Origin of the sequence: Rhodopseudomonas sp. B29 (assembly GCF_000333455.1) — a bacterium.
Lineage (GTDB): Bacteria > Pseudomonadota > Alphaproteobacteria > Rhizobiales > Xanthobacteraceae > Rhodopseudomonas.
The window spans coordinates 1-12647 of record NZ_BADD01000274.1; the positions used below are offsets into that span (position 1 = coordinate 1).

The 12647-nt window shown below is 66.6% G+C and carries 13 protein-coding genes; 3 read left to right on the forward strand and 10 right to left on the reverse strand.

Annotated elements, in window-relative coordinates:
• On the forward strand, positions 1–547 hold a 547-nt coding region (locus I5M_RS09980; protein WP_022721271.1), incomplete at its 5' end, for a tetratricopeptide repeat protein.
• A 1-nt stretch (position 548) separates the two neighbouring features.
• On the opposite strand, the gene I5M_RS09985 is transcribed toward I5M_RS09980, so the two are convergent.
• Positions 549–1106, reverse strand: a complete 558-nt coding sequence (locus tag I5M_RS09985) for an NAD(P)H-dependent oxidoreductase (protein ID WP_022721272.1) — start codon at positions 1104–1106, stop codon at positions 549–551.
• A gap of 87 nt (positions 1107–1193) precedes the next feature.
• Between I5M_RS09985 and I5M_RS09990 the strand changes: the two genes are divergently transcribed.
• Entirely contained in the window at positions 1194–2111 is a 918-nt protein-coding gene (locus I5M_RS09990) for a LysR family transcriptional regulator (RefSeq protein ID WP_022721273.1), read from the forward strand.
• Positions 2112–2121: 10 nt separating this feature from the next.
• On the opposite strand, the gene I5M_RS09995 is transcribed toward I5M_RS09990, so the two are convergent.
• The gene (locus tag I5M_RS09995; RefSeq protein ID WP_022721274.1) at positions 2122–2820 is read right to left on the reverse strand and encodes a hypothetical protein; all 699 of its coding nucleotides are present in this window, start codon (positions 2818–2820) and stop codon (positions 2122–2124) included.
• Between the two features lie 105 nt (positions 2821–2925).
• On the opposite strand from I5M_RS09995, the gene I5M_RS10000 reads away from it, so the two are divergent.
• Complete coding sequence (locus I5M_RS10000) at positions 2926–3417, forward strand: YbaK/EbsC family protein (RefSeq protein WP_022721275.1); 492 nt, start codon at positions 2926–2928, stop codon at positions 3415–3417.
• A 156-nt stretch (positions 3418–3573) separates the two neighbouring features.
• On the opposite strand, the gene I5M_RS10005 is transcribed toward I5M_RS10000, so the two are convergent.
• The 8 genes from I5M_RS10005 to I5M_RS10045 form a co-directional block, all read right to left on the reverse strand.
• The gene (locus tag I5M_RS10005) at positions 3574–3861 is read right to left on the reverse strand and encodes a hypothetical protein (protein ID WP_022721276.1); all 288 of its coding nucleotides are present in this window, start codon (positions 3859–3861) and stop codon (positions 3574–3576) included.
• A 203-nt stretch (positions 3862–4064) separates the two neighbouring features.
• Positions 4065–5384, reverse strand: a complete 1320-nt coding sequence (locus I5M_RS10010; protein ID WP_022721277.1) for a methyl-accepting chemotaxis protein — start codon at positions 5382–5384, stop codon at positions 4065–4067.
• A complete protein-coding gene (locus I5M_RS10015; protein ID WP_022721278.1) occupies positions 5359–5877 on the reverse strand; it encodes a PAS domain-containing protein in 519 nt (172 codons plus the stop codon). Before I5M_RS10015 ends, I5M_RS10010 begins: the two co-directional genes overlap by 26 nt.
• A 373-nt stretch (positions 5878–6250) precedes the next feature.
• Positions 6251–7861: a thiol reductant ABC exporter subunit CydC gene (cydC, locus tag I5M_RS10025; RefSeq protein WP_022721279.1), complete on the reverse strand. Its 1611-nt coding sequence runs from the start codon at positions 7859–7861 to the stop codon at positions 6251–6253.
• Entirely contained in the window at positions 7854–9578 is a 1725-nt protein-coding gene (gene cydD / locus I5M_RS10030; RefSeq protein WP_022721280.1) for a thiol reductant ABC exporter subunit CydD, read from the reverse strand. Before cydD ends, cydC begins: the two co-directional genes overlap by 8 nt.
• Positions 9579–9672: 94 nt before the next feature.
• Positions 9673–9825 (reverse strand): cytochrome bd-I oxidase subunit CydX, encoded by a 153-nt coding sequence (gene cydX / locus I5M_RS31310; RefSeq protein ID WP_022721281.1) that lies wholly within the window; start codon positions 9823–9825, stop codon positions 9673–9675.
• Between the two features lie 12 nt (positions 9826–9837).
• The gene (gene cydB / locus I5M_RS10040; protein WP_022721282.1) at positions 9838–10989 is read right to left on the reverse strand and encodes a cytochrome d ubiquinol oxidase subunit II; all 1152 of its coding nucleotides are present in this window, start codon (positions 10987–10989) and stop codon (positions 9838–9840) included.
• A 15-nt stretch (positions 10990–11004) separates the two neighbouring features.
• The gene (locus tag I5M_RS10045; RefSeq protein ID WP_031336000.1) at positions 11005–12579 is read right to left on the reverse strand and encodes a cytochrome ubiquinol oxidase subunit I; all 1575 of its coding nucleotides are present in this window, start codon (positions 12577–12579) and stop codon (positions 11005–11007) included.
• Between the last annotated feature and the right edge of the window lie 68 nt (positions 12580–12647).

Consider the following 12647-nt stretch of genomic DNA (forward strand, 5'->3'; position numbering starts at 1 on the left):
CGACGAGGCGCTGGCGCACTTGCGGCAAACCACAACGCGGCGGCCGGCGTTTCCACAGGCATTCCTCGAACTCGGCAATCAGCTCGGCAAGCTCGGCCGGCTCGACGAAGCCGCCGCCGTGCTGGAAGACGGCATCGCGCTGGCGCCGCAGCTGGTCGAACTCCGCGTCGAACTCGGCTTCATCAGCCTCAAGCGCAACGACCGCGTCCGAGCCCGCGCGCTGTTCGAAGAGATCCTGAAAGCTGCGCCGGGCCGGCTCGACGCCACCATCGGCCTCGCCAACACCAGGACCTTCGACGGCAACTACGCCGAAGCCGCCGAACTCTATCGCCGCGCGCTGACGCAGCGGCCCAACGATCCGGCGCTGCGCAACGGCCTCGCGGTCTGTCTGCTGGAGCTGGGCGACCGCACCGCCGGCGAAGCCGCGCTGCGCGACCTCGCCCGCAACCCGCAAATGGCTTCGCAAGCGATGCTGTCGCTGGCCGGCTCGTCGCACGGCCGCTTCTTCCTGCGCCCGAGCGCGGCGGCGAAGTTCCTCCAGGGTTGAACTACGACGCGAGGCGCAGCCTCGGCTCCAGCTTCGGCAGCGCGGCGATCGTCGCGCGATAAGCCGCACCGGCACGCGCAAAGCCGGCATCGTCCTGATTGCGGATATCGAACAGCGCGAACGGCTTCTGCCACTGCCACCCGATCTTGCGTGCCGTCGCCCTGAGCGGCGCAAACAGTTCGTCGATCGTGCCCGCCGACGGATTGTCGCCTTCGTAGCTCCCTGCAACACCGCCGGTCGTGGTCGCTGCGAGCAACGGCAGACCCGCCAATGCCGCGACGACGTCCGGCTCCTTGTAAAGGATCGGCGTCAGCACCTCGTCGAACCACTGCTTGAGCAGCGGCGGGGTGGAATACCAGTACAGCGGAAACTGCAGCACCAGCCTGTCGGCACGCAGCAATCGCTCGCGCTCGGCCGCGATGTCGATCTGGCGGTCCGGATACAGTGCGTAGAGCTCGGCGATCTCGAGGTCGGGCAGGTCCTGCACTCCGGCGAGCAGCGCGCGGTTGGCGCGCGAGGCGGCGAAATTCGGATGGGCGAGCAGCAGGGCGGTGGTCATGGCGAAAGCCTCCTGGGAACCACTTGAATATGCTGTCGAGCGCACCATTCGCCAAAATGATGTTTTATATGCTAATGTATTCGTATCATGAATTTACGTGGCATCGACCTGAACCTCCTCGTGATTCTGGACGGTCTGCTGGACGAGGCCCACGTCGGCCGCGCCGCCGAGCGGCTCGGCCTGTCGCAACCGGCAGCCTCGAACGCGCTGGCGCGGGCGCGGGCGCTGTTCGGCGATCCGCTGCTGGTCCGCTCGCCGCAAGGCCTCCGTCGAACGCCGCGCGCCGACGCGATGCGCGAGCCGCTGCGCTCGGCCCTTGCCGAACTCGCCGCCATCGTCTCGGCCGGGCCGCCCGATCTCACCACACTGCGCGGCGCGGTCCGATTAGTCGGCTCCGATGCCCACGCGGCCGCACTCGGCGCTGCACTGACAGCGGAGCTGGCCAAACAGGCGCCTGGCATCGACCTGATCTTCACCCCTTGGCGGGCCGGAGAAGAAATCGAACGGCTCGAACGCGGCGAGGTCGACCTCGCAATCACCGTCGTGGCCGCTCACGGCAATGCACTGCGCAGCGAGCCGCTCGCGACCTATCCCTACGCCGTTCTGATGCGGCACGATCATCCGGCGGCGCAGGTCGAGAGCTTCGATCTCGAAACCTGGCTGGCGTTTCCCCACGTCGTCGTCTCCGGCCGCGGCGACCGGCAGGGATCGGCGGACTCCGCGCTGGCGCGGATCGGACGCGAGCGCCGTGTCGGCGCCGTCGCGCCGACGTTTCTGCACGCGCTCGAACTGGTGTGTAGCACCGATATGCTGGCGGCGTTTCCGACCGGCGTCCTCGCCTGCAGCGCCGCGGAGCGGCTGACGACGCGCCCAGTACCCATCAGCCTCGAACCGGTGTCGCTGCAGCTCGTCCGCCACAGCCGCACCGACATGGATGCAGCGGTGCTGCTGGTCGCCGACCTCATCCGCATGATCGCGCCGCGACTGCCGGGCGCGGGTGGCTAACGCCGTCGCCTCACGCCCTGAACTGTTTCCGATACACGCCGGTCTCGCGGTAGATCGCGTTGGAGAGATCATGGGCGCGCTGGGCTTCTTCCGGCGTGAAGGCTGCCGTGCGCAGTTCCCAGCTATCGCGCTTGACCGCGTAGCACTGCGCCACTGGTGTGCCCTTGGGCAGCACGCCGGTGAAATTCACATCGTGCCAATGCGCCCGAAAGTGCACCCAGTTGTCGTGATAACTGTCGCTGTCAACGATGCCTGTCAGTGTGGTGAACGGCAGGTCGAAGCGGTTGGCCGGATGGGTGAACAGCAGCGAGTAGCCGTCCGGCGCCTCGATGGTCCACAAATTATGGAACTTGATCAGCAGGCGATCGGGTTCGAACAGCGGCGTGCCGGTGACCTGGCTGGCGTCGTGAAAGCCGATCGGCGAGCGTGCGAAGGCGACGCTGCCGCCGGGCGGCAGATCGTTGTCCCAGCTGAACTCACCGTTCTCGACCTTGAGATCGCAGATCAGCGGCAGCAGAAAGCCGCTCGTCATCGCGTCGATGAACGGCGGGCAGCGCTTGACGGTGTCGTCCATGCGCGCATTGACGGAGCTGTAGGCCTGCGGCGGCATGGACTTGACCCAGTCCGGTAGTCCGGTTGCGGCTGGCACCGGCGGCGGCAGCACGCCGAGCAATTCCTCCGGACAGCGAAAGGTGAGGGTCTGGGACATCGGGGCTCCGTTCGGCGCTGCGTTGCAGCCTGTTTGCCTGACAATGCCGATTCCGGCATATCACAATCAAGATCGCCGGCGCGGCTTGCCGGCGCGAGGTGTTGCATGAGTGCCGAATCCGTCCGTGCCTGGTTTGCCCAGTACGCGCCCGACATCCAACCCGAACAGTCTGAGCAGAGTTCGGCCACGGTCGAACTCGCGGCCGCGGCTTACGGCGTGCCGCCGGAGCAGATCGCCAAGACGCTCGCGATGCGGGTCGGCGACCGTGTCGTGCTGCTGGTCACCAGCGGACCGCAGCGGCTCGACAGCAAGAAGGCCAAGGCGGTGTTCGGCGCCAAGCCGAAAATGCTCGGCGTCCACGAGGTCGCCGACCTCACCGGCCACGAGGTCGGCGGCGTCTGCCCGTTCGGCCTGAAGACCCCGCTCGACGTGTATTGCGACGTCTCGCTGAAGCCCTACGACGTCGTGCTGCCCGCAGCCGGGTCAACACACACCGGCGTTCGCATCGCCCCGGCGCGGATGGCCGAATTGACCGGCGCGCAGTGGGTCGATGTTTGCGAATTGCGCGTCGCGGCGGCCTCCGCAGTTAGCGAATGAAGATCGAGTTCGTCATTGCGAGCGGAGCGAAGCAATCCAGCCCCGTGTACGGAGCTGGATTGTTTCGTCGCTTCGCTCCTCGCAATGACGAAGGAAGATACGCAGCGAACGACAACGGGGCCCGAAGGCCCCGCGCGTGTTCCGATCTGAAGGTTGTTACCAGCGGTGCCAGCCGCGGTGCCAACCACCGTGCCAGCGCGGACCATAGACTCGCGGACCGTAAAAGCGCGGGCCGTAATAGCCATAGGCACCGTAGTAGTTCGGACGCCACCAGCAGCGACCCCAGGCGTTACAGACGTAGCGGACCTGATCGATGTTGGCGGAAACACCGGCGGTGTTGGCGGCGCCCGGCAGGCCGTTCGGCATTGCGGCCGACGCGGTCCCGGTCGAGAGGGCAGCAGCACCGAGCACGGCGGCGGCGGCAACAGCAAGCTTGAGTTTCATGTCAGCCTCCTACGGATGAGAAATCTTAGAACCGCGGAGAGCCTAGGAAGTTGCGCCTGAACGACCCCTGACGGACGAGTTCATGTTGATGAATTGTTGGTAAGGTCGAAAGAGTTAACGCGGACGAGCCGGCACGCGCATCGATCGCTCGAAGCTGAACGAACCGACTGGTTGAACCACGTCGCCGCCTCTCGCCGGCGCCGCTAAGCGGCGCCGCGCTGTTCGTCGCGATGCAAGGTCCTGAGGAACGCTCGCACGGCGTCGCCGAGCGTACCGGCCTGTTCGGACAACGTGCCGGACGCCGCAAGTGTCACTTCGGCATGCTGCTCGGTCTCGCCGATATTGATGGTGACACCGCGGATGTTGCCGCTGATGTCGCGGATGCCGGCGAAGGCCTGCTCGATGTTGCGTGCGACTTCGCTCGTCGCAGCGGTCTGGGCTTCGACTGCGAGCGCGACCTGATGAGTTATGGCGTCGACTTCGCCGATGCTGGCGCCGATCCTGGAGATCGCTTCGACCGCGGCCTGCGTCGTGCCCTGCACCTCCTCGATGCTGGTGGAGATATCGTGCGTCGCTTTGGCGGTTTGCGCCGCCAGCGATTTCACCTCCTGCGCCACCACAGAGAAGCCACGCCCTGCCTCGCCGGCCCGCGCCGCCTCGATGGTGGCGTTGAGCGCCAGCAGATTGGTCTGGTTGGCGATCTCCTCGATCAGCTGAACGATGGCGCCGATGCGCCCAGTCGCGCTCGACAGGCTGCCGACCGTAGCGCGGGCATGATCGGCGGCACCGACCGCGGCCTGCGCCAGCGCGGCGGAGCGGCTGACATTGCCGAGTATCTCGTTGGCGGCCGCGGTGAGTTCGGTCGTGGCCGCCGCTACGGTCTCCATATTGGAGGACGCCTGGTCGGTCGCGGCCGAGACGGCGAGGGTGCGCTCGCGCGTCGTGCTGACACCGCGGCTGAGGCTGCCGGCCGTCGAGCCCATATTGCCGGAGGCGCTGGTGACGGTACCGATCACGGTCTCGATCGCCCGCTCAAATTCGGCCGTGTTGGCGTTGAACGCGGCAACCCGGGTCTCGATCGCCTGCATCGCCTGATTGATGGTGCGGCTGGCGATCAGCAGCGAGCCGCGCAGACCCTGCGGCAGGATTTGGCGATAGTATTTGTCGTCGCGGATCGCCGCCATTGCGGCACTCGATTCGCGCACGAAAGCGTCACAGCGGTCGATCATGTCGTTGAAGGTGTCGTGCAGCACACCGATCTTGCCGCCTTCGCGCGCACCGATGATCCGGGCCTCGAAATCGCCATCGGCGATGCGCCGGCAGATCGCCGACAGATCTGCGACGATGCGATACAGCCGTGCCAGCATCCAGCCGAGCAAGGCCGCGAAGCCCAATACGGCCGCAAGGCCGGCGGCTTCGAGCATCGTCGCGTCGAGCGCGAGGCCGGCGATGGCAGTGAGCGCCGCGGCGGCGACGCCGCCGAGGCAGAGGGTGGCCCTAGAGAGCGAACACGAGCTGATCATAGGTCACGTTCTTTGCTGAAATGAAATCGGTGAGCATCGCGGTGCCGGCCGCGACCGCATCCTTGCCGTTGCGATGGCGGTCTTCTTCGGCGCGGACCGACGCGTAGAGCGGCTCCAGCGCCGCGATGATGCGTCGCTCAGGCACGCGGCGATTGGAGTGATAGCCGATCACCCGCTGGTCGGGGTCGTAGGACGGCGTGACATGGGCGAAGACCCAATAGTGATCCCCGCGCTTCGTCATGTTCTTGACGTAAGCGAAAATCTCGCGGCCCTGCGCCAATGTGTCCCACAGCAGCTTGAACACGCAGCGCGGCATGTCGGGATGGCGAATGATCGAATGCGGCTGACCGATCAGCTCGGCTTCGGTATAGCCGCAAATATCGACGAACACCTTGTTGGCATAGGTGATCCGCCCCTTGAGATCGGTTTTCGACACAATGATATCGTCGGCATCGAAGAACACTTCGACGCCTGTCGGCGTGATGCTTTGCACGAATATGACCCGGGATCGACCGTTGCGATGGGTCCGCGTTTATCAGCGATCGACGTCGCTGGATCGGACTTTGTAAAACTACTCGGTCAGCTGTTAATAGTCTCTTGGCCCCAATGCCGCGCGCACTCACCATTTTCGGCACAGCCCACCACTCATAATTATCAATCCGAGCGTCAATTCGAACTGATAACTGATAGTCGTGTCAGGGTTCTACTTACGTCGTAGGTAGTCCACGGACAAATCCGCTACGCGGCAAATCCGGCGACACCGACTTTCATCGGCGCCGTCCTCTCGAGGTACGAGCGCAAATCCCCTAACGGAAGCGATTGTCGGCGCAACGAAAGCTGGTCTGGCGCGCTGACACTGGTCATCTTCAGGCGCGATGCGAGACGATCAGCAGGCTGCGGTCCCTGCGGAGCCGTTCCACGCCTCGCATGACCTCTGCGGCGGTCGCATCGTCGAGGCCTTCGGTCGGCTCGTCGAGGATCAGGATGCGGGCCCCGGTGCGTAGCAGTCCGCGCGCGATCGCCAGCCGCCGCACCTCACCGCCCGACAATCTGGTACCGCCCTCGCCGACGTAAGTCGCGAGTTGAGCGGGCATCTGCGTCACCGCCTGTTTCAAACCGGCCCCCTCGAGCGCTGCCCACAGTTCGGCATCGCTCGCCTCCGGCGCGAAAGCGCGGAGATTGTCGGCGATGGTCGCAGCAAAGATGTGCGGCTGCTGCGGCACCAGCGCGATCGCCGACCGCAGGTCGGCCAGCGCCAGACGACGAACCGGCACGCCGCCGAGCCGGATCTCGCCGGCGTCGGGATCGCGGACCCGCAGCAGCAGGTCGATCAAGGTCGACTTGCCGCTGCCGCTCGGGCCGTCGAGCCGCCGCTCGGCGCCCTGCGGTAGACTGAAATCGACGTCGCGCAGCGCCGGCATAGTCCGTCCGGGATAAGTCAGCGACACGCGATCTACGACCAGATCGAAACCCTGCGGCAGCCGCAACGGGTGCGCCGGTTCCTCGACCAGCGCCGCGCGATCCCATAGCGCAAACAGCCGCTGCAGCGACACCAAGGTCGCCCCCAGCCCCGCCGCCGCGACAGGGAGCGGCGCGAATGCTTCGAACGACGCCAGCACCAGCAACAGGATCAAGGTGAGGTCGGGACCGCTGATCGCAGCACTGCCGAGCGCTGAGACACCGAGGCCAAGCACGGCGATCACTGCGACATCAGATGCCGCACCAAGGCCGGCCGCGCCGAACGCGCTGCAGGTCGCGATCCTTCGCTCAGCCTCGATCCGCTGCGCCAGCAATTCGTCGAGCGCATCGATGCGGCGGCGATCGTCGCCGGTGACGAGCAGCGTCGCCAAGCCATCGAGATGTTCGGTGGTGCGGCGACGCAGCGTCGCAGCCAGCACGGCGTCGCGATCAGATACGGTGCGCGCGGCGCGGACCACCAGCGCCGGGCCGATCAGCCCGCCAACCACCAGGATCGCCGCGAGCAGCCAAGCCAGCGAGGTCTGACCGAACCAGGCGACGACGCGGATCACGACGGCGCCGACCACGATCGCGACCACCACCGGCGCGACCAGTCGCAGGAACACGATCTCCAGCCGGTCGATGTCCAGCTTCAGCCGAGCCGCCACCTCGCCGGAGCGCAGATCGGCGAGACCGCCGGGCGCGATCGCAGCCAGCCGCGCGAACAGTGCGACACGCGTAGAGGCCAGCAGCGCGAAGGTCGCCTCGTGGCTGACAACGCGGTCGAGCCAGCGCCCGCCGGTGCGCACGATCGCGGCGAACCGGATGATCGCCGACGGTGTGAAGTAGTTCATGGTCACGCCGGCGGCGCCGGCGACCGCCATCGCGGTGACGAACCATCCGGCCGTCGCCATCAGCGCCAGATTGGCGAAGGTGGTGAACAGCGAGATCGCGAGCGCGCCGATGAGCAGCGGTAGCGAGCCGCGCCACAACCGGACCAGACGCATCAGATCACGCATCGGTACACTCCACCTTGGACCGATCGAGCGCACCGGCAAGGAGTTGCGCGGGCGTGCCCTGCGCGGCGACGCGGCCGCGCTCGATGATGACGACGCGATCGGCGGCCGCGATGGTCTCGCGCCGATGCGCGATCGTCAGCACGGTCCGCCCTTCGCGCAGCCGCGCCAGTCCCTGCGTCACTAGGCGCTGCGCCTCGGCGTCGAGATGCGCGGTCGGCTCATCGAACAGCAGCAGCGAACCGGCGGCATAGATCGCACGCGCGAGCGCGAGCCGCTGCGCCTCGCCGCCCGACAAGTTCGCGCCGCGCTCCGCCAGCGCTGTCGCGGCGCCGTCCGGCAGCCGGTCGACCCAGGCTGCAGCGTCCGCGGCGACCAGTGCCTCACGTAGCGCCGCATCGTCCCGTTCCGCCGAGCGGCCCATCACGATGTTGTCGGCGATCGAGCCCTCGAAGAACTGCGGGGTCTGCGACATCGCCACCAGCGCCCGGCGCCATGCCGCCGGATCGATCTCGGACAGCGGCTCACCGTCGATCAGCACCCGACCGCTGGTCGGCTCGATGAACCGTAGCAGCAGTGCCAGCACCGTGCTCTTGCCCGCGCCGGACGGGCCGACCAGCGCGACGTGTTCGCCTGCGGCGATGTCGAGGCTGAAGCCATCGAGCGCGACGCGGCCGTCGGCATGGACGACGCGTACCTCGTCGAACCGGATGACCGGCGGTCCCGCAGCGATGTACGGCCGGCCAGTCGCTGATGGTCCATCGAGCAGCGGCGCCAGCTTGTCGAGCGCGGTGAGCGCTTCCAGTTTGGCATGACGGCGCGCGCCGATGTCGCGCAGCGGTGCGAAGAACTCGGGCGCCAGCAGCAGCACGAACAGCCCGGTGGCGAAATCCATCTCGCCCCACAGCAGCCGGAAGCCGACCGCGATCGCCACACCGGCGATCGCCGCGGTCGCGACGAACTCCACCACCAGCGCCGACAGGAAGGCGATGCGCAGCACCGCCATGGTCTCGCGGCCGTAGCGCTCGGCGGCGACCTTCACAGCCTCGACGGCGCGGTCGGCGGTGCCGGCGAGCTTGCGTTCGGGCAGACCGCGTATCTGATCGAGCAGATGGCCGCCGAGCCGGGCGAGCCCGGCCCAGCGTTCGCCGCTCGCCTGCTCCGCGCCCTTCCCGGCCAGGATCGAGAACCACACCAAGAGCGGCAGCGCCACGACGAGGATCGCCGCAGCCAAAGGATCGCGCCAGGTCACCACCGCCAGCACCGCGGCCGGCACAACCGCGGCACGCACGATCGCCGGCTGCCACGATCGCCACAGCGGCGCGACGGCATCGAGCGAGTCGGTCAGCAGCGCCACCAGTTCGCCCGGAGCATACTCGCCGAGCCGTACCGGGCCGAGCGCCGACACCCGTTCCAGCCCCCGCCGGAACAGATGTCGCCTCACTTTGGCGGCGGCCTCGAACGCGGCCCGCTCGGTGAGCCACGCCGCCATGGCACGAAACAATGCGACGCCGGCGAGCAGCGCCAGCAGCGGCACGATATCGGTCAGCGCGGCATGACCGAACACCAGTCGATCGACCACGCTCGCGATCAGTTGCGCCGTCGCCACCGCGAGTACGCCGCCGACCGCGGCTGCAAACGTCGCAGCGCGGGCGTGGCCTCCGGCGACCGCGCGGAGCGAACGCAGCAGCTCGGCGGACTGGGCGGATCGTTCGGTCACGGCGACGACGCCTCGGAGTCACAACTCATCAGTCGGAAACGAGGCCGGTGCGTCGACCGCGCCGGCCTCATCGGAGAGTCGGGCCGCTCGGCAGTCAAACGACGCGGTCGGGGACCTGCGAGCCGTCGGGCAGATCGTGGGTCGGCACCGCGACCACCAGACCGTCCTGAAACTCGTACCACATCACGTTGATCACGGCGATCGCCGCAGCGGCGGTGACGCCGAGAATCCAGGCGAAGTACCACATCTCAGGTCTCCTTCAGTAGGCCGAATGGGCGCGGGCTTCGATCTCGTCGGCGGTCACCCTGCCCCACATGTTGGCGTAGCACCACACGGTGTAGCCGAGGACGATCGGCAGGAAGATCACCACCGCCCAGAACATCACCGTCATGGTCAGTTGGCTCGATGCGGCGTCCCAGATCGTCAGGCTCGATTTCGGATCGATGCTCGACGGCATGATGAACGGGAACATCGACAGGCCGGCGGTGCCGATGATGCCGATCATCCCGACCGCACTGGTGACGAAGGCGAGGCCCGGCCGACGCACGGCCGCCAGCAGCATGGTGAGCAGCGGCCCCGCCAGACCGAGCGCCGGGACGATCATGGCGAGCGGCTGCTTGGTGTAGATGTCGAGCCAGGCGCCGGGCGCGCGCACCACTTCCTTGGCGAGCGGATTCGACGCCGCGCTGTGAGCCGCCTCCTTGACGATGCGATAGCCGTCGATGCCGAGCCACAGCCAGATGCCGGCCAGTGCGAACGCCACCGTCACCAGCGGCGACAACAGCAACACCGCCTTGCGGGCGCGATCGGCGACCGCGCCCGAGGCTCGCAGCTGCAGCCAGACCCCGCCGTGCGCAGCGAGCATCGCCAGGCTGATCACACCGGCAAGCAGCGCGAATGGGTTGAGCAACGGCAGCAGCGCCGTCAGCAGCGAGCCCTGATAGTGGGCGCGCAACAGTTCATCGAGGTGGAATGGCACGCCCTGCAGCAGATTGCCGAAAGCGACGCCGAAGATCAGTGCCGGGATGGTGCCGCCTGCGAACAGTCCCCAGTCCCAGGCGTTACGCCAGGTCGGATTCTCGATCTTGGAGCGATAGTCGAAGCCGACCGGCCGGAAGAACAGCGCGAACAGCACCAACAGCATCGCCATGTAGAAGCCCGAGAACGCCGCTGCGTAGACCGCCGGCCAGGCGGCGAAGATCGCCCCGCCGGCCGTGATGAACCAAACCTGGTTACCGTCCCAATGCGGGCCGACAGAGTTGATGGCGATACGGCGTTCGACGTCCTTGCGGGCCACGAACGGCAGCAAGGTGCCGACGCCCATGTCCATGCCGTCGGTGATGGCGAAGCCCATCAGCAACAGGCCGACGAATATCCACCAGACGAATTTGAGAGTTTCGTAATCGAGCATGATGATTCCTCCGGCTCACACCACCGCCGCGGCGGTCTTGGCGTCGGCCTCGAAGTGATAGCGACCGGTGCCGAGCGAACTCGGGCCGAGCCGGGCGAACTTGAACATCAGGAAAAGCTCGATCACCAACAGCAGCGTGTAGAAGGCGAGGAAGCCGGTCAGCGAGAAGATCAGGTCGCCCGAGGTGAGGCTCGACGTCGCCAGGAAGGTCGGCAGTACTTCGCCGATCGCCCAGGGTTGCCGGCCGAATTCGGCGACGAACCAACCGGCCTCCGAGGCCAGCCAGGGCGCCGGGATCATCAGCACCGTCAACCACAGGAACCAGCGCTTGCGTTCGAGGCTCTTGGTCGCGTTGAACCAGAAGCCGGCCGCAAAGGTGAACAGCATCAGGAAGCCGAGGCCGACCATGACGCGGAACGCCCAGAACAGCGGCCACACCGTCGGAATGGTCGAGGCCGCGGCGGCTTTGATCTGTTCCGGCGTGGCGTTGGCCGGATCCTCGACGAACTGCTTCAGCAGCAGGCCGAAGCCGAGGTCCTTGACGTGGGCGTCGAAGGTCTTGCGCGTTTCCGGCGAGGTGTCGCCGGCACGGATCTTGGTCATCGCCGCATAGGCGATCCGCCCGGATTCGATCCGCGCCAGATGCTCGCGCTCGAGATCGGCGAGCCCCGTGACCGGTTCATCGATCGACCTCGTCGCGATCAGCCCCAGCACCGCGGGGATTTTCACCGCGTCGGCCGTCGCGTGGCCGGTCTGGCTGGGGAATCCGAACAGCGTGAACGCCGCCGGCGGCTTCTCGGTGTGCCATTCGCCTTCGATGGCGGCGAGCTTGACCTTCTGCACGTCGCCGAGGGTGTAGCCGCTCTCGTCACCGAGCACGATCACCGACAGCGACGACGCCAGGCCGAAGCCGACCGCGACCGCGAACGAGCGGCGGGCGAATGCGAGATCGCGCCCCTTCAGGATGTACCAGGCCGAAATTCCCATCACGAATACCGACGCGGTGACGTAACCCGCCGCCACGGTGTGGACGAACTTCACCTGCGCCACCGGGTTGAGGAACACCTCGGCGAAGCTGGTCATCTCCATCCGCATCGTCTCCGGCGAAAACACCGAACCCACCGGGTTCTGCATCCAGCCATTGGCGATCAGGATCCACAGCGCCGACAGATTCGAGCCGATCGCGGTGAAAAACGTCACCGCCAGATGCTTGCGCTTCGACAGCCGATCCCAGCCGAGGAAGAACAGGCCGATGAAGGTCGACTCCAGGAAGAACGCCATCAGGCCTTCGATCGCCAACGGCGCGCCGAACACGTCGCCGACATAGTGCGAGTAGTAAGACCAGTTGGTCCCGAACTCGAACTCCATGGTCAGGCCGGTGGTCACGCCCAGGGCGAAGTTGATGCCGAACAACTTGCCCCAGAACTTGGTCATGTCCTTGTAGATCTCCTTTCCGGTCATCACGTAGACCGTCTCCATGATGACCAGGAGCCAGGAGAGTCCGAGCGTCAGCGGCACGAACAGAAAGTGATAGAGCGCGGTCGCGGCGAACTGCCAGCGCGACAGCTCTACGAATGTTGAGTCCACCATGATGGCCGACATCCTTCCGAGGAATGAAGCCGATCCGCCGCAGGCGGTGGCTCCGAGCGATGCGGGAG

Excerpts from the sequence above, each read along its gene's own strand:
- I5M_RS09995 (WP_022721274.1), bottom strand. The coding sequence starts at position 2,820 with ATGTCCCAGACCCTCACCTTTCGCTGTCCGGAGGAATTGCTCGGCGTG.
- cydC (WP_022721279.1), bottom strand. The coding sequence starts at position 7,861 with ATGCGTGATCTGATGCGTCTGGTCCGGTTGTGGCGCGGCTCGCTACCG.
- I5M_RS10010 (WP_022721277.1), bottom strand. The coding sequence starts at position 5,384 with ATGATCAGCTCGTGTTCGCTCTCTAGGGCCACCCTCTGCCTCGGCGGC.
- I5M_RS10045 (WP_031336000.1), bottom strand. The coding sequence starts at position 12,579 with ATGGTGGACTCAACATTCGTAGAGCTGTCGCGCTGGCAGTTCGCCGCG.
- I5M_RS10005 (WP_022721276.1), bottom strand. The coding sequence starts at position 3,861 with ATGAAACTCAAGCTTGCTGTTGCCGCCGCCGCCGTGCTCGGTGCTGCT.
- I5M_RS09985 (WP_022721272.1), bottom strand. The coding sequence starts at position 1,106 with ATGACCACCGCCCTGCTGCTCGCCCATCCGAATTTCGCCGCCTCGCGC.
- cydB (WP_022721282.1), bottom strand. The coding sequence starts at position 10,989 with ATGCTCGATTACGAAACTCTCAAATTCGTCTGGTGGATATTCGTCGGC.
- I5M_RS09990 (WP_022721273.1), top strand. The coding sequence starts at position 1,194 with ATGAATTTACGTGGCATCGACCTGAACCTCCTCGTGATTCTGGACGGT.
- I5M_RS10000 (WP_022721275.1), top strand. The coding sequence starts at position 2,926 with ATGAGTGCCGAATCCGTCCGTGCCTGGTTTGCCCAGTACGCGCCCGAC.
- cydX (WP_022721281.1), bottom strand. The coding sequence starts at position 9,825 with ATGTGGTACTTCGCCTGGATTCTCGGCGTCACCGCCGCTGCGGCGATC.